Genomic DNA, 19271 nt, shown 5'->3' on the forward strand with positions numbered 1-19271 from the left:
ATTGAGCTGCGCCGCCGCTTCTTTATCGAAGGGTTCCCTACTCGAAACGCGGCGAGCGTTTTTCCAGGAATGCCGCGACAGCCTCCTCATGCTCGGAAGTCTTGTGCGCTAGCGCCTGGTAGGTTGCAGAAAGCTCCAACAGGGACTCCAAGCGCAAGTATTGCCCCTCCCGAAGAAGTCGTTTCGTCATACGCAGTGCAGGGCCAGGGTTGGAAACAATGCGCTGTGCCAACTTGTTAGCCACCTCCAGCAACTCCTCGCCAGGCACTACACGGGACACCAGACCGCAGTCGAGAGCCTCTTGCGCGGAAATTGGATCGCCCGTGAAGGACATTTCCGCCGCCCGCGATTGACCTACCACACGCGGCAGTAACCAAGCCCCCCCATCGCCCGGAACAATCCCGACCTTTACAAAGGACTCCGCGAAATATGCCGACGAAGCGGCGATCCGGATATCGCACATGCACGCCAGGTCGCATCCTGCGCCGATCGCCCCCCCATTTACTGCCGCGATCACGGGCACCTCAAGATTGTAGAGTGCCAGCGTGAGCCGCTGAATTCCCCGTCGATATTCGTCGCTGATCGTAATCGGATCCACTTTCTCCTCCGAATAGCGCCGCATATCCTTCAAATTTCCGCCCGCGCAAAACACCGTTCCCGCAGCAGTGAGGATGACGGCACGAACGGTCGGATCACGGGCGATACGGGAACATGCATCGACGAAGTCTTCGACAGCCAAATTGCCTGTCAGCACATTCCGGAGTTCGGGCTGATTCATGGTCAGCGTGACCACAGGCCCGCTCTTTTCGAACAGCAGGAAACTACCCATTATTCGTCTCTCAATATCAAGTTGGATGGGACAGCTCAACCGGCAAGACTCTGACGTACGAAATCCAGAGTTCGTGACTCACCGGCGGCAAGCAGTTCGCGCCCGATGATCTTTGACCAATAGACTTCGGTTCCATACGCGAGGCGCCACTCGTGCATCCGGCGTGTGAAAAGTTGCAAATCATATTCCTCGGTAAACCCCATTGCGCCGTGAACGGAATGCGCAATTGACGACACCGTACCGACCGCCTCGCTGGTGCGTTGCTTTGCCACAGCGGCAGCCATCAATTTGGGACGTGTCCCCGCGGTACTAAAACCGACCTGGGCCGCCATTCTGGCCGCGAAAACCTGCTCTGCCATGACACTGACCTGCTGCTGGATGATTTGCAGTTTTGCAATCGGCCTCCCGAATTGCACTCGATCATTGGCATAGCCCAATGTCATATTCAACGTCCGCTCCATGGCTCCGGCGAGCATTGCCGAAATCAGACACGCTCCATAGGCGCGCCAGTGAGATCCGGGAAGTTCGTTGCCAGAAATCGACGGGTTGGTCCATCGCATTCGGGCATTGACGCTCCCGTACCCCCCGGCAATGTGCCTTTGGGCACCGGTCGCAGGCAATAGCTGCGCCCGATCGCCGAAATCCACCAAGACCCAGTCAGCCACTTCACCAAACGGTACGTAATTCGATACGACTGTTCCGTCCGGAGTCACCGAGACGTCTCCAGCAATCGTTATCGACCCTTCTGGAAGTTCGGCATTGGTCTCGGACATGATTCCTCGAACCAATATGGTCTGCATCAACGGTAGCGGCAAGGCATGGCGACCAGCAACAAACGCGATCGGATATGCATCGGACAGACTCAATCCTGACCCCCCTCTCGCTTCAGCCACCAGGGCGTCGGTAAAGCCGGACTCCTGTAATGCCCGCCAAAGTACGGCACGTTCCTTCGGGCCTCCCTCCCCCCTCTCGATACGGCGCACATGATTCGGCGAACAGCAATCACCGAGCAGTTGCTCCATCGCGTCGAATATGATCTCTCGCATGACCGCTGTCCTCTACCGAAGTCCGAGCCCACGGGCGATCATCCCGCGCAGGATTTCCCGCGTGCCGCCTCGCAGAGAAAATGAAGGAGAAATTTGTGTCACGTATGCCAGGGTTTTCAACAGGACGGATGGCGCCGGACGATCCGGATCGTCCCCCAGACTGTCAGCAATCAGGAGCGGCATCTGCTGCTCGAATTCCGTCCCCAAGTCCTTGACCAGCGCGGCCTCAACCACTGGACTCTCACCCCGCGCCAGCTTTTCCGTGACCGAAATGGCCATCGCACGCAGCACGCATAGCTGGCTGGCCATGCGCCCGAGTAACGCGACGCGCCCATCATCGACAGGCATATCACGACCGAGGAAAACAAGCCACTCGTCAAGGAGAACCAGCGTGGAATATATGCGCTCCGGCCCACTGCGTTCGAACGCAAGTTCCGCCGTCACTTGTTCCCAACCGGACCCCTCTGCGCCGATCAGCGCATCGTCACCGAGCATCACGTCGTCGAAAAAGACTTCACAGAAATGAGCGTCCCCCGTGATGTCATGGATCGGCCGCACAGTCACGCCCTGAAAGGAGAGATCTACGATCATCTGGGACAAGCCCTTGTACCGATCCGCGGGCTCCCCTGATGTGCGCACAAGTGCAATCATGTAGTGGGAACGGTAGGCGTTCGTCGTCCAGATCTTGCGTCCGTTCAGCTTCCAGCCGCTATCCGTCCTGACCGCCCGAGTTGTCACGCTGGCGAGATCCGAACCTGAGTTAGGCTCACTCATGCCGATGCAAAAAAAAGCTTCCCCTCGGCAGATCCGGGGCAGATAGAATTTCTTCTGCACTTCGGACCCATATTTGTGGATCAAGGGCCCGCTCTGGCGGTCGGCAATCCAGTGAGCGGTGACGGGAGCCCCGGCAGAGAGCAGTTCCTCCACGACGACAAAGCGCGCGAACGAACTTCGCCCGCCGCCGCCGTATTCCTTCGGCAGGGTCAAACCGAGCCACCCTTTCGCGGCAAGCCGGCGACTAAAGTCGGCGTCGTAGCCCATCCAGGACCGGGCACGGACATCGGCCGGCACCCCGTCCAGCGCTTCGTCAAGAAATGCACGCACAGAGGCTCGCAGAGCCTCGTCCTCGGCGGGGATGGATGTAAGCTCAAGCGACTCGATCATGAATGCTCCATCGTTCTATTGAATGTCTCGCCGCGCCGCAGCGCGGCTCGGAAATCCGGATGTGCCACGGCACTGAGTTCCAGTGCCCGCTGTGCTGGCGATTTATTTCGCAGTCGAGCAACCCCATACTCGGTCACCACGTAATCGATGTCTTGCGCACCTACTGTCCTAGGCACTCCCCGGCCGAACGCAGTGACAATGTTGCTGAACGCGTCCCCTTTGGTTGCGGCGCGGAGTGCGATGACGCTCATACCGCCCTTCGCTGCTGATGCGCCCCTTGCAAAGTCCGGCAATCCTCCGGGCGTTGAGATCACGCGATCGCCGACCTGCTCGGCATTGGCACTGCCATTTATGTCGACCTGCAGAACGCTGTTGATCGCAACGAGCCCATCGATGGCCGCGAGGACATCAAGTGCGTGTGTAAACGAGCAGGGATGAAATTCGACCAACGGGTTACGGTCAAGGAAGTCATAGAAGGATCGGGTACCTGCAGCCATCGTTGTAACCGTCTTACCCGGCAACACCTTTTTCGTTGCGTTAGTCACAACACCGCGCTCGATCAGCGGCCGAACGCCATCGCTGATGACACCGCTATGGATCCCCAAATCGTATAGGTGGCCCAGTTCCGTGAACACCAGGTCCGGCAAGGCTCCGATGCCAGTCTGCAACACAGCTCCAGAAGAGATGAGACCTGCTATATGTCCTGCGATTGTCAGGTCAATGTCGTCAGTGTCGGCTGGGCACACGACCTGCGGGCCGCGATTCGCATTAATGACGAAGTCGACCTCCTCGGGCAGCAAGGCCGTGTCTCCGCAGGTAAAAGGCATCTGCGGGTTCACTTCCGCAACGACGATTGGATCCTGAGCGAGGACCGCCCGCATATAGTCGACCGATACCCCGAGAGACATCCTCCCATTTTCGTCTGGCGCAGAGACCTGTAGTAGCAGGAGATCGGCCCTGATCTCACCGCTTACGAAAAGGGCCGGAATTTCCGACAGCGTGCAGCGTCGAAAAGAAGCGCGGCCTGAATTGATCGGCTCACGCAATCCCTTTCCCGGAAACAGCGCCTGGACCGAAAGATGCTCGGTTGCCTCTACGCCAGCATAGGGCGCTTCGCCCATCGGCATGAGCCCATACACGGTCGCCCCGCGGAACACCTCGGCTGCTTCACTCAGTTGCTGAGCCAAGCGCGGAGGCTCGGCACACGCGGAGTGGAGTACTATGCATGGCGCATCGGGCAAAGCCGAACGTAGGTCTCGGAGATGCGACAGTTGGAGTCTCTTGCCGCGCGGAGTAATCATTACTTCTTGCCTCCCTCTTACGTACAGAATCCTTTACCAGCCTTCTTGCCCCAGCTGCCCCGCGTACATCTCCTTGCCGATGCGGTTGGGCTTGGCCGAAGCCAGACCGGTTTCGTTGTATTCATCCGTTCGCGCCAGGTAGAAAACGTCAATTTCTGTTGTATCCTGCGCGCATATCGGACAACCTAGTCTCTTGACCACGTCGAGATCGACATCCTCGGCCGATGCGTACGCATCCTCATAGAGAGTCACGGACTCGCGGATCGGAGCACGAAAGATGCGATTCACAATGAAACCTAATATTTCCTTGCGCAGGATCACCGGTGCTTTCCCGATCGCATTGCAGAACTCCACTACGCGTTCAACGGCATCAGAAACTGTCGAATGAAAGACAACCTCCACCAATTCGATAACCGATGCCGGGCATGAGAAACGCAAATTGCTTTATCCCGGGAGACGGACCACAGTTGCATCCTCGCTCTTTATCCCGTTAGTGCACGTGCGATGACCAATCGCTGCATGTCTCCAGTGCCCTCGTATATCTGACAGACCCGTACATCCCGGTAGATCCGCTCCAGTGGAAAATCAGCCAGGTAGCCGTATCCTCCCAGAGTCTGGATCGCATCCGAGCAGACCCGCTCCGCCGTTTCGCTCGCGAGCACCTTCGCCATGGATGCTTCTTTGAAGCAGGGTAATCCGGCATCACGCATGGCCGCGACGTGTAGCACCAACTGCTCGGCCGCTTCAAGCCGCGTGGCCATATCGGCGAGGCGGAATGCGACTGCCTGATGCTCGATGAGGAGTTTGCCGAACTGCCGACGTTCCTTGGCGTAACCCAATGCGTGCTCAAAGGCGGCGCGTCCCATACCCACCGACTGGGCCGCGATGCCAAGGCGCCCGCCGTCAAGGTGGGAGAGCGCAACTCGCAGCCCCTCGCCTTCTCTGCCCAAGAGGCTATCGGCGGGGACCCACATGTCATCGAATGAAAGGGCGCAGGTATCGGACGAGCGCTGGCCCATCTTTTCCTCAACGCGGGTCACGGTCCACCCCGGGGTATTGGTGGGCACAACGAAGGCTGAAATTCCCTTCTTGCCGGCGTTTGGATCGGTAACGGCGAAGACAATGCCCACGCTCCCATTCCGCCCCGACGTGATGAATTGCTTAGTACCCGAGATGACATACCCCGAACGGCCATCCTTGCGCGCTATCGTCTTTATGGAGGCCGGGTCGGATCCTGCTTCCGGCTCCGTCAGGCAGAAACAGCCAATCATCTCCCCACGCGCCATAGGACGAAGGAAGCGGTTCTTCTGCTCCTCCGTACCATAGGTGAGCACCGGCAGGCAGCACACCGATGTGTGTTCGCCCATGATGGTCGAAATCGGACCGTCGCCGGCAGCAATTTCCATGATTGCCGCCACATAAGAGACATAATCGGTTTCCGCACCGTCCCATTCCCGTGGCACCACCATGCCCATGAAGCCCAATGTACCTAGCTCGGCGAGTTCCTCAGCAGGGAAACGGCAATCACGGTCGCGCATAGCCGCAGTGGGCGCCAGGCGTTCGCGCGCAACTTTTCGAGCTGTTTCACGGATGAACGATTGCTCCTCGTTGAGAATCATTTCAACACCTCCACTGCTGTGGCCGTCGGTTCGCCCCGGATACAAAGCGAAGTCACCGCTCGCCGAAATACATATTGTCCAAGGGCCGCAAGCGGTCCGTCTTGCCGGTCGGAGAACCGGTCCGCCTCAGCTGGGGCACCGGCAGCAAACATTTCACCGACCCCGACGTCGTTCCAGGGCGCTCCGCTCCCGCCGCAACAAAATTTAGGCGATGTCATACCGATCAATCCGCGAGCACCGACACGGCGGCTGAGATCCGCATCGAAGCCGTCCCACGTGACCAAGCGCCGCTCCGTACTGAAATCGAATAGCGCCTCATCGAAAAACTCGCGTACCGACTGGCGCAGAAATTCAGCGTCCGGCGGCAGGCCATTGGGTCAAAGCTAAACTGCATCGGGCGTCTCCTGCGTCGTTTAGGTAATTGCCAGGCACTGCGCTCCTGAGCTTTAAGCACTGAATCTAACCCGTGGCGGTTTTTGGCAGCGTTTCCACGAAACGGACCTAGCGGGGATACTTTTCGGGGGCGAGGGTCTCCCTCGCTTCAGGCCACGCATCGTGAATGCATTCCCATAGCGGCTGACCTTCGCCACGATGGTTTTGTAATCGACAATCTCATCAACTGTCAGGATTGCAGCCTTGTTGCCTCGGTCTTCGTCAAGGTGACGGTCGCCCAGCGCGGTTGCCACGTTGAGGGCGGGCGGGAACTGCAATTCCGGACGATTTTCTGTCTCGATAAGTTCTATGTTCCTCATCACTGTCTCCCTGAACGCTTTCGTGTGTGCTGGGTAGAAGCAGTCAGCATAAAGTCCTTCAAAAATTTCCGCGCAGTGCAACGCATCGTGTTATCGCTCACGGTTTCCTTTCTCTGCAACGGCAATATTCACTGTATACTAGCCAGCCGGTATGCGTCAAGAAAAGCGTCCGTACTTGGTACTGCGGTCGTAGCTTTTGGCCCTGTTGGCCGTCCTTAAGCCCTGCGAGCTCCGTGCGCCTGAATCACCACGACATCTTCGTTTTCAAGGGCCACCGCGGTAAGGACGCCGCTGCGATATGCACCAGTGTCAATGCCTATACGGTTGGGTTGGACCACAGGCTCCGGGGAAATTGAATGCCCGTGAACGATGACAGCGCCATGCTCCGCGCAGGAATCGAGAAAGGTCTGACGAATCCAGAGATGATCGTGGTCGGTTTGAGCGGCGAGTGGCACGCCCGGTCGGACGCCAGCATGGACGAAGCGATAGCCGCCCTCGTCGTGATAAGGTTTCAGGCTGCGGATGAAGGCGAGCTGGTCGTCCGGCAAGCGTGCAGCAAAATCCCGACGTAGAGCCTCCAGCGACGCGGCGTCGCGCGCGTCGCGATCTGGAATGATTACGCCATAACTGGCGAGCGCATCCATGCCGTCGTAGTCGAACCAGTAGGCGCCGCAGTCAAGCGCTCCGGCGAGGTAGGCGAGCATGAGGTCCTCGTGGTTGCCCCGCAGGGCAACGATCTCGAAACCCTCAGGGCGCCAGGTGCGTACGCGCTCGATCACGCCGCATGAGTGCTCGCCGCGACAGAGATAATCGCCGAGATAAACAAGAACGCGGCGTTTCGCCGCGCGCAAGCATGCGTCAGCGACAATTCTCTCCTGAAGGAGAATCAGTAGGTCAAGACGACCATGAATGTCGCCAATGGCATACACAACCGTATTGGATGGGACACAGGCTAACATGAAATCAAAAAGCAGAGCCGCGAACTCTTTCTAATACAGAGAAAAGGTGAACGAAAACCGCCATTTCTATTTCCAGGTCATTTTGGAAACAGCGCTTCTCCGATATTGCGCTACGCTCCAATTTTCATGCAATCAGGTAAAAAAATGCAAGGACGTCGGGCGGGTAACGGATACGTTCGAAGCGCTGTTTGACACAGTACGCGCTATAGCCTCTGATGCCGGTTAAGCGGAGAGTCCTGCTCGTTACCCGATCTTCTCCAAGAGAAGATCCCACTTGCCCTGCGCCTTTAGGATCAGTTCCGCCACTTCGCGCACGGCGCCGTATCCGCCGCGCGCTTTGGTGACATAACCTGCAACCTGTTTGACCTCCTCAACCGCATCGGCCACTGCACAGGAAAAGCCCACTCGTTTCATCATACCAAGGTCCACGAGGTCGTCGCCCACGTAAGCCACTTGTGAGTCGTCGATATTCAGCTTCTCGAGCAGCGTGTCGTAAACGTCTGTTTTCTTCTTGGCTCCCTCGTAATAGTGCTTGATTTTCAGCTCCTCCGCGCGATTCCGGACGGCGGCGGATTTCCCCTTCGTAATGACTCCAACTTCAATTCCAGTCATCTGCAAAGCTACCACCCCCAAGCCGTCCTTTATGTCAAAGTTACGAGATTCGCTGCCATCATCGTGATGAATAACCCGTCCATCGGTCATTACTCCATCGATGTCCAAAATTACCAGCCTTACATTGTTGGCCGCTTCCATTTTATAATCTCCTTTGTTTACCGATATATCCGGGCAAGCTATCGGACGATACTGATTTCACCAGTGCTGCCGTTTACCTTGATATGCATGCCGTTTTTTAGAATTTTGGTACCTAGACCCGTTCCAACCACGGCGGGCATACCATATTCACGACACACAATTGCGGCATGGCACATCACGCCCCCGACGTCCGTCACGCATGCCTTGATTTTGGTAAAAACAGGTGCCCAGGAGGGCGAGGTAGTTGGCGCGACGAGGATCTCCCCGTCCTGCAACTCATTGACCTCTTCTACATTGCGGCATACTCTGACGCGCCCCTCCACAATTCCCGGGCTGCCTGCGAATCCTTTGATTTCCGTAATACTGTCCAGATCCTCGGTGCCCTGGATCTTCGACCAGTCTGAGAGCGACTCACTGGTCACGCCCCAAAGCATGATCGTGAATGGCTCCTGGATCACTTCGGGTGCCTTGCCAACGGCCGCCGGTGGACTCCATTCCAGAAATTTGTTCCGGACGCTCTTGCGCCACTCGATTTCCTTGGGCAGCGTGAAGCAACCGCGAGGCCGCGTGCCTGTTGCCCAAGCGGTAACGAGGTCCCAGATCGCATCCTTGACCTCACCCCGCTTCAGATACCAAATATCTTCTCCCACATAGATCATGCCATGTTCTTGCAATACAGCTGCCACGTCCCGAATCTTGTTCCAGAATACCGAGTGGAACCAGTTTTCGACGTAGAACTGATGATCTTCCACATATGGGAAAACCATTTTTGCCGTATCGAGCAGGCGATCAAACGTTTCGCGGTCCGTGTCAGTCTCGATTAGACTGCGATATTCCTCGGTCACTCGGTCGCGTTCCGCACGGATAGCCTCGTGCGGCCGCTCAATCGACTCGCCCTGCAAAAGTTTATTGACGTAGGTGACGATCCCTGCAAGAGGTACGTTCAAGTTGTCATTCCAGGATCGATCCTGGTGGCGCAAACCATTGCCAGTCGTGATATTGAACCACGGATGACGAGCCGTCTCCAGCTCTTCGAGCCATTTTCTGCCGTTGCTAGATTTCTCTAGATCCGATTTTACAGTATCGAAATCAATGCTCGCCCGAAGCGAACTGTGTACCTCGAGATCGATCGCTTTCCGCGCGAGTTTTTTTAATTCTTCGTCGGGTCGATACATGATGGAATCAAGCCCAGAGACCATCTGCGACACGCTCTGCATTGGAATAGTGGGGAATAGCTTTTGGCAGAAGTCGAGAAAGGTCACATATGCTGCGTATCCCAAATTCAAAAACTCGAAATGGTACTGCCACGAACGAATGCAGAGATCGATTATTTCGTCATAGGCTTGGAGCAGTCGGTAACCCGTTGATTCACCGATCGCAGACTTCACTATCGAGATATCCTCCAGCGCCGGAAGCTTCGGGACCTTCACCGCCTCGAGTCTGGCGATGAGGTTCTCCATTTTGGCCACCCACTGCGGTTGCAGCTCGGACCAATTGTCATAGTAATAACCGGCCCGCTCCATAAAGTGTTTCGCGCGTTCCTGAACTTCTTCTAGGTTTTTCACCGACACTGGTGAGATGTAAACGTAACCATTGATGATTCTGTGATCGACACCGTAAACAGGAGGCAATGAGAAGATACGGGTATTGTACTGAGATAAAGCTAGATACCACCCCTCGTCAGTAATCAGATCAAACGGGTACACGGGTTCTGGATAATGCAGCCCGTCGTAGAACCAGAACATCCCATCCTCGTAGTCGCGGCGAGTCGGATCATCGGTCGTAAATTGATAGTAGTCGGGATACATCCGTTCCCATCCTTCAGTCCCCGGAATCGTCCCGACCGCGTGAGGACTCTGAAACTTAGCTGGTATCGCCATCATTCCTCCTTTTCTGGATAGTCTTACAACGTCTTCTTATGATGCTCGTACTTGCACTAATGCACTGCTGAACAACTTCGTTTCAACGGAGGCCGACTCCGGGGAGCCCCTCTCTTGAGCGGACACTTTGCTGCCCATTGTTTCGCCCCCTTCTCCTTGATGCTCGCCTGCAAGTTCGCCTCGTCCCCGCGCCTGAAAACCACAGAGGAGGACTTAACGTGAAGCACTATTAGCGAGATGCGTGCCAGAAGATAAAAACAGGAAGAAGGGGGCGACATGTCTCAATAACACCGTGGGTTTCCTGTTTAACTGGTCCTGACATTAACAAGTACCGAAATTCGGCGGCAGTCGGTCGTAAAAAATTAAGGGCGAGATAATGGATGATTTGGTTCACTTGAGTAGCGTGCTACTGGTGAATCAACCATTTGGTCCACCGCGGAGCGTCACGACGGACGACTGTCGTCAATCGGAAGAAGCGCCAAGCAGATGAAGAGAAGAGGGCGTCATTACACGCCGCAATTTCCGACCGACCCGGTCCAATTGATATTGGAGCGAGGACTGTCGCACGAGGCAGCCGCCCTTACGCAAGATCGAGTCTGACGAGCGACCGAATTTGCCGCCCGCGTTCTTGCATCTGGCCGCGACCACATCGCCCAGCAGCGGAAATCATCTCGTCCATCACGACGTACAATTCGCGCGCGCGGCGAACGCGCCGCCATAAGCCTTCCCCCAGATCTGGCCGATCCATCCACGTGCGCAGTGCTGCACGTCTTCGGCGCCTCTCCCACCACCTCCATCTCGGGCTCTGCTTCGAAGAGCTGCGGTAGTGCATCGCGCACGATCGACGGTCGGATGTTCCACCGGTATCACACGCATCCGGCTCATGCAGATTCCTGCCTGAGTTGCTGCGCTGCCTCTTCGCGGGTATAGAAGCGTCCGTCGCACACGAAACCCGACGTGACACTGGCCTTCACAGCGGCCACCCGCCCCGCGGCATCTCGCGCCACGACGACTTCGTCGGGCAGACCGTCCAGGAGGTGACAGGGAGCCCGCCGCCCGTCCGCAAAACAGGAGGGGTAAACGATGTTGGTCTGCGCATCCCGGAATGCCGGGCGAAAACCCCTGCAACGATTCTCCGCACTGATGCCCCCAGTTCCGAGGAAGCGCACATTTTCGCGCTCCAGAGCCCGCTCCGTCATGACCTGATCCACTTGCTCACCCCCAAGCACGGTTATGCAATTGCCACTGGCACTAGTTAAGTTTTCCCTAATGCTGTTCGGGGGAGGCAATTCGCTGGTGGAGACATGCCTACCCAGCGTCTCGCCTCCTTCGCCTGTTGGCCGTTCTCACATGGGAGGACTCAACGTAACGAACTACTAGCGAGCGGCGTGCCAGAAAGAACATTCAGCAAAAAAGCAGCGAAAGGTTACGACAACCCCGGTTTTTTATTGTTTGACCGGACCTGACAATAGCGGCATCCCAACTTATTCGCCACTCAGTCAAGAAAATAGCGGCGAGATAATGGATGATTTGGTTTACTTGGTTGGCGTGCCACCGGTGAATCAACCATTTGATCCACTTTGGGGTGTCACGATGGATGATCGTCAGTAAGCACCCGGCGAAGTCGTCTGTGATGGAACACCGCGATTGAGTGAGGAGGATGGTGTCCACCATCAACGATCGTTGACACCATCATGGAGATTTGCAAAACCGCAACGCCAGAAGCGGCAGCACAGCGCGCAGTTCAGGCAGGCGGTCGTTCAGGCGTGCGGCGAGCCGCGAGCCGCGAGTCTGTGGCAAGCAGATGAAAAGAAGGTGTCGGCATTAGATGCCGAATTACGGGCCGAGACCGTCATATTGACGTAGAGCGGGGTTTTCGCACGATGCGGTCGGTGTCGGCGGCGGGCCTAAATCGACCCGCGCCTTCTAGATCGCGCCGCCCTTCAAGCGATTCTGCCGGTCGAACCGCCTTTGCCACGGCTGATTGCTGAAACCGTAACGTCGCCGGGGGGCTTAGAAAAGATCGCTGTAATCGATCGAACGCATCCGGTCGCGCCGCGCCCGGACCGAAGGAGCCTTTCGCTTGATCCCCTCGCGCTTGAGCAGCTGAAAGACGCTCTCGACCACCGCGCTGTCCTGACCGTCGCCGCTCCGGCTCATGCTCTGCGCCACTCGGCGTGCCTTCACGAAGTTGAGAAGCCCGGTCTACCACAACTCATGGCGTGAGCTATGCGACTCCAATTGAGGCCGCGAGCAGACAATACGTGCAGCCTATTCAATCGCATCTTCCAATCCTGCCTCAGCATTTCGCCGCTTTAGCCGATATACCAATTGAGGCCGCGTGAGCTTCAGAATGCGCGCAGCCTGTGCAACAATCCCGCCGGCCTCTCTCAGTGCAATATCAATCAGTCGTTCCTCAAGCTCATCCAAGCCGATTCCACTTGCCAACACCGACATGTAGATATCATCGGCGTCTCTCTCCGATACCGCGGGGAAGCAAGGTTCTCCGCGCGAACTGATGGAGGACAACTCATCCTCGTCGATCAGGGCGAACAGGTGCTCGACTTCGATGTACCCGTCTACTGGCGCCAACAGAATGCCCCGCTCGATCATGTTTTCCATCTCGCGAATATTCCCCGGCCAAGCGTAATTCTGAAGCGCAGCCATCGCCTTGTCCGTAACGCCTTTTACCCGTTTTCCGAGAATTAGGGACGTTTTCTCTATAAAACGCTCCACAAGTATCGGGATGTCGGTTTGGCGCTCTCGCAACGGCGGTATGAGAACAGGGAATGCGCTAAGACGGTAATACAGGTCTACGCGAAAACGACCTTCTTTCACCGCTAATTTCAGATTAACATTCGTTGCAGCCACTAGCCGGACATCCACCTTGCGGGGCCGATCGTCACCCAGCCGTTCAACCTCCCCCTCCTGCAATACTCGCAGAAGTTTTGCCTGAGCCGAGGCACACAAGTCACCCAACTCGTCGAGAAAAAGGACTCCCCCATTTGCCCGTTCGAACCGTCCGGGCCGTGATTGGTTTGCCCCGGTGTAGGCTCCTTTCTCCACCCCAAACAGCTCCGATTCGATCAGATCATGGGGTATAGCCGCACAGTTGACAGCGACAAAAGGTCCATCGGAGCGCGAACTCAATTTATGCAAGCACCGCGCGAACATCTCTTTACCGACACCTGTTTCACCTAACAGCAGAACCGCAATATTGCACTTTGCTGCTGTTCGGACCAGATCGTAAGCGGCCAAGAAGCCACTCGACCTGCCGACCATGTCATTAGGGATTCGGTCCTTGCTGATCTGCGATCTCAGGTCCTCCACCTGGGATCGCAGGTCAAGCAACTCGTGGACCACCGAATCAGGCTGGAAGTAGCGCAGGTCCTCTTCCGAATTATCCCACTCTTCGACTGGCTTGCCGACCACTCTACAGTGGGGGGCGCCGCAGGCGACGCATTCGACCTCTTTGTAGAGTATGAAGCGTCCCATATAGGTGCTCGTATAGCCGCAGGCATACCCTAACTGCGTCCAGCACGCAGGCGAATCTTGGATGCCGAACTCGTGACGGTGAGTCTGCCCTTCCCATGAATTTTCCCAGACGAATTCGCCGGCGAACTTGCCCTTGGCGACGTCGATTTCCAGCGCGATTGGACGAACCACACCGATGCCCTCGAGCGTGTGGAGCTTCGGCCCCGTCATGAAAGCGTCGACGTCGCCGAGGTGCTTCCGCTTTGTCTTGACCGACTCCGCATCCCGTGCCCCCGCCGCGTACCCCATACGGGTCAGGAGCCCGCGTGCACGTCCCACACCGAGCGTATCGATCAAATCTTTGCGCAGAGCCCCCTGAACCGCGGCATGCACCAACAGCATTCGGTGCTCATCAAGCCAGATCTCGCCCGTCTCTTCACAAAACCTAAACCTAGAACGCAGATCGTCCCTCATTGGGATTAACGAGGTTGCTTTCAAATGCCCTCCTCCTCGTGCGCCTCCGTCCTTCAACAGACTAAAGCGCCCAAATAGCGCGGGATCTTCTTTCGTCACTGGATCCCTGAGTTGTCTTGCTCTGTAGACTCGACGTACCTATAGCCTTATTTGGAGCCCGAGAAAATAGCATACAGGCACCGTTCTCACGGCGGGCAGAGGCCGCGGACTGCCCACATTTAATTATCTAGACTGTCCTAGTATTCACTCGACGCAAAGCTCGCTAAAGTATTTGCAGCGCCCCCGTGGTCTTCGCCCAAAACGCCTTTATATTTTAAATTTGACAACGAGGATGGAGCCGCGTTCGCCGATGAGTTTGACAGTTGTCTTACTCAAAAACGAAGACCCTCCCAGAGCGGGCTACGCACCTCGCCATGAACTTCAGCAGGTCCTGGGGATCACGGCCGGAGGTGTAATGTGCCATGAAACGCTTCGGAAAAACGACATTTATGGCAGAGCACAAGGAGACGGCCTGGCTCAACGTCTTCTGAAGCTCGAAGGCGGCATCTCGGCGCAGCATACCTTTAACTTGGTATTCCGCATTGTCGATCTGCGAACCTTCACGGGCGCCTTCCGTCCTGTGCTGGAAGGGATCGTTGCCGCGTCGGCGCGGATCGGGCGACGGTACCGCGCAATCGACGCTCGCCCGGGCACGCGGCGCATTCATTCCAACGCGCTCGTGACCGAAAAGGGCGGCAACGTTGAAGATTTCCTCTCCCACCTGCGCGAACACTGAATCCGCCCCCTCTTTAGCAACCTGAAATGCACAGATAGTCCAATTCCCGGGAGCGAGTCGCGATGAAAAATAAACCAGCCACTCGCCCGACTGAGCAGCGGCTCAAGTTTGCACAATCCGCTAGCGTACAGTCAACGAGCTCCCCTGCATCCATAAACGCTCAACTAGCCGTACCGTAATAGCGTGAAGGACGTGGCGACGATACTTTGCGCTAACATTCGACGTTCGGCGGAATTCCGCCGATTTGCGCACCGCTGTCGCCACAGCCTCCGCCGTTGCAGTATCCCAGTCGGTTTTATCGAACTCGGCGGTGGAAATCTGAACCGGAGCCGAATTGCATCCGGTTATGGCGACGCGAAGTGCACACAATCTTGATCCGCGGCGGCAAATAGCCGCCGCCACGCCAGCAATGGGAAAATCTATGGCGGCGCGTACACGAACCTTGTCGTAGCCCGCGCACCAGCCTTCGGCTGCGGGCACGATTACCGCGACCAGTATTTCCCCGGCATGCAGATTGAGATGATTTGCACCGCTGTCGCAGAACAACTCCGCGACCTTCAATCTGCGCACACCTTCTGGCCCGATAACCTCGGCCTCGGCGTCGAGCACCATCAGCGCAGGCGCGAGGTCGCCGCGGTATGTTGCGAAACAGCGATCGCTTTTTACCACCACGTGGCAACGATCGCCATCATGTTTGAGGCAGTAGCCATTGCTCGCACGCCACCATTCGCTTTGATTGAAAAACATGCACCGCGTGTCCTGGCACAGGTTTCCTCCAACCGTGGCCGCAACCCGATGCGTCGGGCCGGCGACGGTCAGAGCAGCCTCCCGCAGCACCGGCCAATCGGCGGCCACATAATCGTTCTCAATCAACGCATCCAAGGTAAGTCCTGCGCCTATACGCATACCACCATCCGCCATCTTCTGAATCGAGCCGAATCCCTCCACAGCGGTCAGATCGACTAGGAGGCCTGGACGAGCCAGAAAACGCCTGAGATTGGGAAGCAAATCGGTGCCCCCGGCCATTAGACGTGCGTGTGGGTCGAGGGTCAGTGCGCCAACGGCCTCGGCGAGCGAGGTGGGCCGATGGAAGCGAAACGAAGGCATCAATTCCATGTTTCAGGCTCCAGTTCGAGCGGCAAGCAACTGCACCAGGCGGTCGGGGGTAAGAGGAAGTTCATCGGGACGGACGCCAACCGCTTCGTGGACAGCGCTCATCAGCGCTGGAAGGAATCCTGCGAGCATGCATTCGCTCGCCTCCTTGGCGCCGAACGGACCGTTCGGATCGATGCTCTCCACGATGAATACCTCTATATCGGGGCTGTCGAGCATTGTCGGCACGCGATACTCGAGAAGGTTTGCGTGCAGCATCCGACCTTCGTCGTACGCAGTCTCCTCGGTCATCGCCTGCCCCATCCCCATCCAGACCCCGCCTTGAATCTGCCCCTCGACGGCAAGCGGATTCAAAGCCCGCCCGACGTCGACCGCTACCCACACCTTGTGCGGGGTGACCTTCCCGGTGATCTCGTCCACAGAGGCCTCCACCACCTGCGCCGCATACGAGAAACCCATGCTGGCGCCGATGGCGCTCCCCCTGATATTCTTGTCCCCCCTGAATTCGGGCGGGCAAGTAAAAGTGCCCCGAACGGTGATCGTTCCGGTATCCACCAGGGCCAGCTGTACCGCTTCGTTGAACGGCATACTGCGCCCGTCCGGCAGCCACAAGCATTCATGGCTCAGTTCGAATTCCTCGACAGGCGCCTCCAGTTTCTTCGCAGCCGCCTCCACCAGCATTTTCTTCAACAGTTGAGCCGCCTGCAAAGCGGCATTGCCGACCATGAATGTAACCCGCGAGGAGTAGCTGCCGTTATCCTTCGGCGTCAATGCGCTGTCGGCGGAAACAACGCGCATCCGCTTCTCCTCGATTCCCAGCACCTCGCCCACCACCTGGGCCACCATCGTATTGGAACCTTGGCCGCAGTCGGCAGCGCCGGTAAGGATAGTGATCCCGCCATCGAAATCGAGCTTGAGATTGACTGTGGCATGCGGTTCACCGGTCCAATGCTTGGGGGTGGAGGTGCCTGAGACGAAATGCGAGCAGCCTAAACCCAGTCCCCGTCCCTTGGGCATGCGGCCACGCCGTTCTGCCCATCCCGAAGCCTTCATCACCTTATCCAGGCACTCGGGCAAGCCGTAACTCAGAACTTTCTGGGCGTACATCGTAGTGCACGGGGCCGAGAGCAGATTCGCCCGTCGGACTTCGAATTCGTCCAGTCTCAGTTCCGCCGCCATCTCATTCATCAGGGCTTCAAATGCGGCGCGAGGATCTACCGTGCCGTGTCCCCGCTGGGGACCGGACGGGGCAGTATTGGTGAATACGCGCCAACCATCGTGCTTGATAGCCGGAATATGATAGATACCGTGCAATAACGCGCCCGTGTAGAGAATGGTAATGATGCCGTAGCTGGCGTAGGCGCCGCCCCGCATAATCACCTCGGCGTGGCAGGCCGTCAGTTTTCCCTCGCGAGTCATGCCAAGCTTCAACGTAATTTCGGTTTCCGGGCGTCCGCGGTGCGAGATAAATGTTTCCTCGCGCGTTTGGCAAAGCCGCACGCTGTGTTTCGCTTTGCGCGCCAATAGGGCGGCAATGAGATCGTGGGGCAAAGCTTCCGTGCGCGCCCCGAAGCCACCGCCCAAGAACGGCTTTACTACACGCACGCGCGAGGTATCGATCTGCAAGCATTGCGCGACTGCGAGATGCAGGTAATAAGGCGTTTGTGTTGCAGCGTAGAGCGTGAGTGCATCTCGCACCGCGTCGTACTCTGCAAGCGTCACATTCGGCTCGATTTGAGCGTGATGGATCTCGGCGAACCGAAATGTCTTCTCGCGGACCAGGTCTGCCCTCGAGAACCCTGCGGCCGTATCGCCGAATTCGCTGTGACACTCGCGGAGCACATTGTTCGGCTTGTAGTCATGAATCGCCACGGCGCCAGGCATCATCGCTTTGCGCGCATCAAAGTATGCCGGCAGTATTTCGTACTCGATGTGAATCAGCCTCAAGGCCCGCTCGGCCGTCTCCTCGTCGATCGCCGCCACTGCCGCCACGGGTTCGCCGCGATAGCGGACCTTTTCCCGGGCAAGAGGATATTCATCCTCGCAGATCGGCAAAACGCCAGAGGGGACTGGACAGTCCTCGCCCGTCGCAATGGCGATAACGCCGTCCAGGGCAGCCGCCGCAGCAACATCAATTGATATAATTCGGCCGTGCGCTACCGGGCTTCGCAAGATTCTTCCGACTAACGCGCCGGCAGCCGGCAAATCGGCAACGTATTTGGCCTTTCCCGTCACCTTTTCGATACCATCGATCAGTGGCGTCGGGATGCCAATCTTCCCGTTCTTGGGCACATGCGCTGTCATTGCGCCAACTCCCGCGAAGCATCCTCAACCGACTCGATGATTTTCACGTAGCCAGTGCAGCGGCAGAGATTTCCCGCCAAGGCGGCCTTGATCTCCTCGCGAGAGGGATCCGGATTGCTGCGCAGCAGCGCTTCTGCAGCCATGATCATGCCAGGAGTGCAAAAGCCGCACTGCGTGCCCAGCTTTTCATGAAAGGCCTTTTGTAGGCGACTCATCCCGCCGTTATTGGCAAGTCCCTCTATGGTTTCGACGTGGCGGCCAGCAACCTGGTGCGCAAGCGTTACGCAAGCCAGGCGGGGTCGGTTGTCCACGAGTACGGTACAGGCACCGCATTCGCCTCCGTCGCAACCTTTCTTCGTGCCTGTCAGACCCGCGACCTCGCGTAGATAGTCCACTAGCAACATGTTGTCCGGAACGAGATCATCCCGGACACGGCGGTTTAAAGTCAGGGACAAGATGGTCTTCAACGTTCTTCCCTCCCAGCTATAAGTTCGTTTCATGTCGAATCGGACCATCCCGTTGCGGACGAACGCGGCCTCCTTCGCATGCTCCCGCACAAATACTAGGCAGTCGGTTTGTCCATGTCAATGTGTGCGTGCTCATATCTGGGCACCAAGCTCGCTCATCCAACCTCGCCAAGGGGGAACGGTTGGACGAGTACCCAACTTCAGGTCACAGAGCAAATGCTTCACCGCCCGCCTGAAGGGCGGTCGGGTGAATCAAATGATCTAGTTTCATGCTTCCGAATTTACGCGCCTCGGCAGACAAAGAAGAAGCATATACGGGCGGGTTGTCCAAGGACTCAATGGCTTGCATGCTTTATTGCTT

Annotated in this window: 17 protein-coding genes and 1 pseudogene; 1 reads left to right on the forward strand and 17 read right to left on the reverse strand. The window is 57.2% G+C overall.

Annotation, left to right across the window (positions count from 1 at the left end; translation table 11 throughout):
• Positions 1–37 precede the first annotated feature (37 nt).
• From GO608_RS18945 to GO608_RS19000, 13 genes and pseudogenes are all read right to left on the reverse strand, one after another.
• Positions 38–829: a crotonase/enoyl-CoA hydratase family protein gene (locus GO608_RS18945; protein ID WP_169198965.1), complete on the reverse strand. Its 792-nt coding sequence runs from the start codon at positions 827–829 to the stop codon at positions 38–40.
• Positions 830–864: 35 nt separating this feature from the next.
• Positions 865–1875, reverse strand: coding sequence for an acyl-CoA dehydrogenase family protein (locus GO608_RS18950; protein ID WP_211159432.1), 1011 nt, complete (start codon positions 1873–1875; stop codon positions 865–867).
• A 12-nt stretch (positions 1876–1887) separates the two neighbouring features.
• A complete protein-coding gene (locus GO608_RS18955) occupies positions 1888–3039 on the reverse strand; it encodes an acyl-CoA dehydrogenase family protein (RefSeq protein ID WP_169198964.1) in 1152 nt (383 codons plus the stop codon).
• Complete coding sequence (locus tag GO608_RS18960) at positions 3036–4340, reverse strand: acetyl-CoA hydrolase/transferase family protein (RefSeq protein WP_281505763.1); 1305 nt, start codon at positions 4338–4340, stop codon at positions 3036–3038. Before GO608_RS18960 ends, GO608_RS18955 begins: the two co-directional genes overlap by 4 nt.
• 33 nt (positions 4341–4373) lie before the next feature.
• Positions 4374–4778, reverse strand: coding sequence for a 3-hydroxyacyl-CoA dehydrogenase family protein (locus GO608_RS18965; RefSeq protein WP_083945270.1), 405 nt, complete (start codon positions 4776–4778; stop codon positions 4374–4376).
• A 44-nt stretch (positions 4779–4822) separates the two neighbouring features.
• A complete protein-coding gene (locus GO608_RS18970; RefSeq protein WP_169198962.1) occupies positions 4823–5959 on the reverse strand; it encodes an acyl-CoA dehydrogenase family protein in 1137 nt (378 codons plus the stop codon).
• 967 nt (positions 5960–6926) lie between these two features.
• On the reverse strand, positions 6927–7640 hold the full coding sequence (locus tag GO608_RS18975; RefSeq protein ID WP_169198961.1) for a metallophosphoesterase: 714 nt from the start codon (positions 7638–7640) through the stop codon (positions 6927–6929).
• A gap of 273 nt (positions 7641–7913) precedes the next feature.
• Positions 7914–8423, reverse strand: a complete 510-nt coding sequence (locus GO608_RS18980; RefSeq protein ID WP_169198960.1) for a KdsC family phosphatase — start codon at positions 8421–8423, stop codon at positions 7914–7916.
• Positions 8424–8461: 38 nt separating this feature from the next.
• The gene (locus GO608_RS18985; RefSeq protein ID WP_343316874.1) at positions 8462–10306 is read right to left on the reverse strand and encodes a PEP-utilizing enzyme; all 1845 of its coding nucleotides are present in this window, start codon (positions 10304–10306) and stop codon (positions 8462–8464) included.
• An 878-nt stretch (positions 10307–11184) separates the two neighbouring features.
• Positions 11185–11502: a hypothetical protein gene (locus tag GO608_RS18990; RefSeq protein ID WP_169198989.1), complete on the reverse strand. Its 318-nt coding sequence runs from the start codon at positions 11500–11502 to the stop codon at positions 11185–11187.
• 814 nt (positions 11503–12316) lie between these two features.
• On the reverse strand, positions 12317–12475 hold the full coding sequence (locus tag GO608_RS18995) for a hypothetical protein (RefSeq protein ID WP_169198958.1): 159 nt from the start codon (positions 12473–12475) through the stop codon (positions 12317–12319).
• A gap of 99 nt (positions 12476–12574) precedes the next feature.
• Positions 12575–13072: an AAA-type ATPase lid domain-containing protein gene (locus GO608_RS19745; protein ID WP_486187843.1), complete on the reverse strand. Its 498-nt coding sequence runs from the start codon at positions 13070–13072 to the stop codon at positions 12575–12577.
• Positions 13073–13129: 57 nt separating this feature from the next.
• A pseudogene (locus GO608_RS19000) lies at positions 13130–14251 on the reverse strand (sigma 54-interacting transcriptional regulator); the annotation flags it as partial.
• Between the two features lie 454 nt (positions 14252–14705).
• Here GO608_RS19000 and GO608_RS19005 point away from each other — a divergent pair.
• Positions 14706–15026 (forward strand): hypothetical protein, encoded by a 321-nt coding sequence (locus tag GO608_RS19005; protein ID WP_169198957.1) that lies wholly within the window; start codon positions 14706–14708, stop codon positions 15024–15026.
• 120 nt (positions 15027–15146) lie between these two features.
• Here GO608_RS19005 and hcrB read toward each other — a convergent pair whose 3' ends face one another.
• The 4 genes from hcrB to GO608_RS19025 all read right to left on the reverse strand — a co-directional run bounded on the left by hcrB (position 15147) and on the right by GO608_RS19025 (position 19259).
• A complete protein-coding gene (gene hcrB / locus GO608_RS19010) occupies positions 15147–16142 on the reverse strand; it encodes a 4-hydroxybenzoyl-CoA reductase subunit beta (RefSeq protein ID WP_169198956.1) in 996 nt (331 codons plus the stop codon).
• A gap of 3 nt (positions 16143–16145) precedes the next feature.
• Complete coding sequence (gene hcrA, locus GO608_RS19015; RefSeq protein ID WP_169198955.1) at positions 16146–18443, reverse strand: 4-hydroxybenzoyl-CoA reductase subunit alpha; 2298 nt, start codon at positions 18441–18443, stop codon at positions 16146–16148.
• Positions 18440–18910, reverse strand: coding sequence for a 4-hydroxybenzoyl-CoA reductase subunit gamma (gene hcrC / locus GO608_RS19020; RefSeq protein ID WP_169198954.1), 471 nt, complete (start codon positions 18908–18910; stop codon positions 18440–18442). The genes hcrA and hcrC overlap by 4 nt, the downstream gene beginning before the upstream one ends.
• Before the next feature lie 205 nt (positions 18911–19115).
• Positions 19116–19259, reverse strand: coding sequence for a hypothetical protein (locus GO608_RS19025; protein ID WP_169198953.1), 144 nt, complete (start codon positions 19257–19259; stop codon positions 19116–19118).
• Positions 19260–19271: the final 12 nt, after the last annotated feature.

The sequence above is a fragment of the Aromatoleum buckelii genome, from assembly GCF_012910785.2.
Taxonomy (GTDB): domain Bacteria; phylum Pseudomonadota; class Gammaproteobacteria; order Burkholderiales; family Rhodocyclaceae; genus Aromatoleum; species Aromatoleum buckelii.